At 69.9% G+C, this 1,176-nt stretch carries 2 protein-coding genes and 1 pseudogene; 2 read left to right on the forward strand and 1 reads right to left on the reverse strand.

What is annotated here, in order from left to right; translation table 11 throughout:
- Positions 1 to 61 precede the first annotated feature (61 nt).
- Together AB0D57_RS47840 and AB0D57_RS47845 are read left to right on the forward strand one after the other, a co-directional pair.
- Positions 62 to 301, forward strand: a complete 240-nt coding sequence (locus AB0D57_RS47840) for a hypothetical protein (RefSeq protein WP_362088791.1) — start codon at positions 62 to 64, stop codon at positions 299 to 301.
- Between the two features lie 46 nt (positions 302 to 347).
- A pseudogene (locus AB0D57_RS47845) lies at positions 348 to 980 on the forward strand (transposase); the annotation flags it as partial.
- Here the strand turns inward: AB0D57_RS47845 and AB0D57_RS47850 are convergent.
- A partial coding sequence (locus tag AB0D57_RS47850) for an ACT domain-containing protein (RefSeq protein ID WP_362088792.1) occupies positions 967 to 1,176 on the reverse strand: 210 nt, incomplete at its 5' end. The pseudogene AB0D57_RS47845 and the gene AB0D57_RS47850 overlap by 14 nt on opposite strands.

Consider the following 1,176-nt stretch of genomic DNA (forward strand, 5'->3'; position numbering starts at 1 on the left):
GCTTCGTGGGCTGCAGTCTCCGCAGAGATCGCCACGGGTCTCGAACCGGAACGCGTAGCTCTTGATCCCCTACACCACGTCGCGGGACACGGCCCACTGTGACAACGCACCGCAGGACCTCGCCCGTTTCGGTGAGGCCCTGCGGCAGGTCATGCGTGAGGAGCGGGCCCGCCCGGTGCACACGGCCCGAGCGCTTCGCCCGGCTGCCGGTATGGGCGGACAGATCCCGACGGCGCGAGCACGGCAGAACCGGCAGGGGCCCGGCGCGCCGCGACTGCTGACGGCGCTCCTGACGAGCTGAGCCAAAGGCTCCCCGCCTGCCCGAACTCAACGAGGCGGTGTCGACCGGCGAGATCATGGCCGGACGGCAGCTCAACCGGATCCGCCTGCGCGAGCGCGGCCTGCGCACCAAGCTACAGAAGAAGAACACCCCGTCCGCCAGACGCCGGCTGAAGAAGCGGCGCCGCAAGGAGGCGCGGCGGGCGAAAGACATCAACCACAAGATCGCGAAGCATGTGGTGGCCGAGGCGGAACGCACCGGTCGCGGAATCGCCCTGGAAGACCTCACAGGCATCCGCGAGCGGGTACGGCTTGCAAAGCCCCAACGGGCCACCCACTCCAGCCGGTCCTTCCACCAGCTCGGACAGTTCATCGCGTACAAGGCCCGCAAGGCCGGGGTGCCGGTGGTGTACGTCCATCCGGCGTACACCTCCCGCACCTGCGCCGAATGCGTGCACACCGACAGAGCGAACCGGTTCTCCCAGGCCCTCTTCGCATGCCGGTCCTGCGGATTCGTTGATCACGCGGACCGGAACAGCTCCCGCAACATCCGCGCCGGAGCGTGGGAGTTGTGGCGAAGCGGGGCCCTGTCAACGGCCCCCGCCCCACCCCCGAAACCCAGGGGTGGGGCCGGACGCAAACGGCACGTCACCGCCAGTGACGCCCGTTGTGCAAGCCCGGGACCTTTTAGTCCCGGGTAGTTGACAGGAGGTTGACCGAGCGGCCCGAGGCGGCCCCGATCTCCTCCACGGCCTCGGTCAGCACGGCTTGCGGGACGGTGTCGTCGACGGTGAGGACCGCGAGGGCTTCGCCGCCCACGGCCGCGCGGGCGACCTGCATGCCGGCGATGTTGATGCCCGCCTCGCCGAAGATGCGGCCGACGGTGCCGACCACGCC

The sequence above is a fragment of the Streptomyces sp. NPDC048275 genome, assembly GCF_040652275.1.
Taxonomy (GTDB): Bacteria; Actinomycetota; Actinomycetes; order Streptomycetales; family Streptomycetaceae; genus Streptomyces.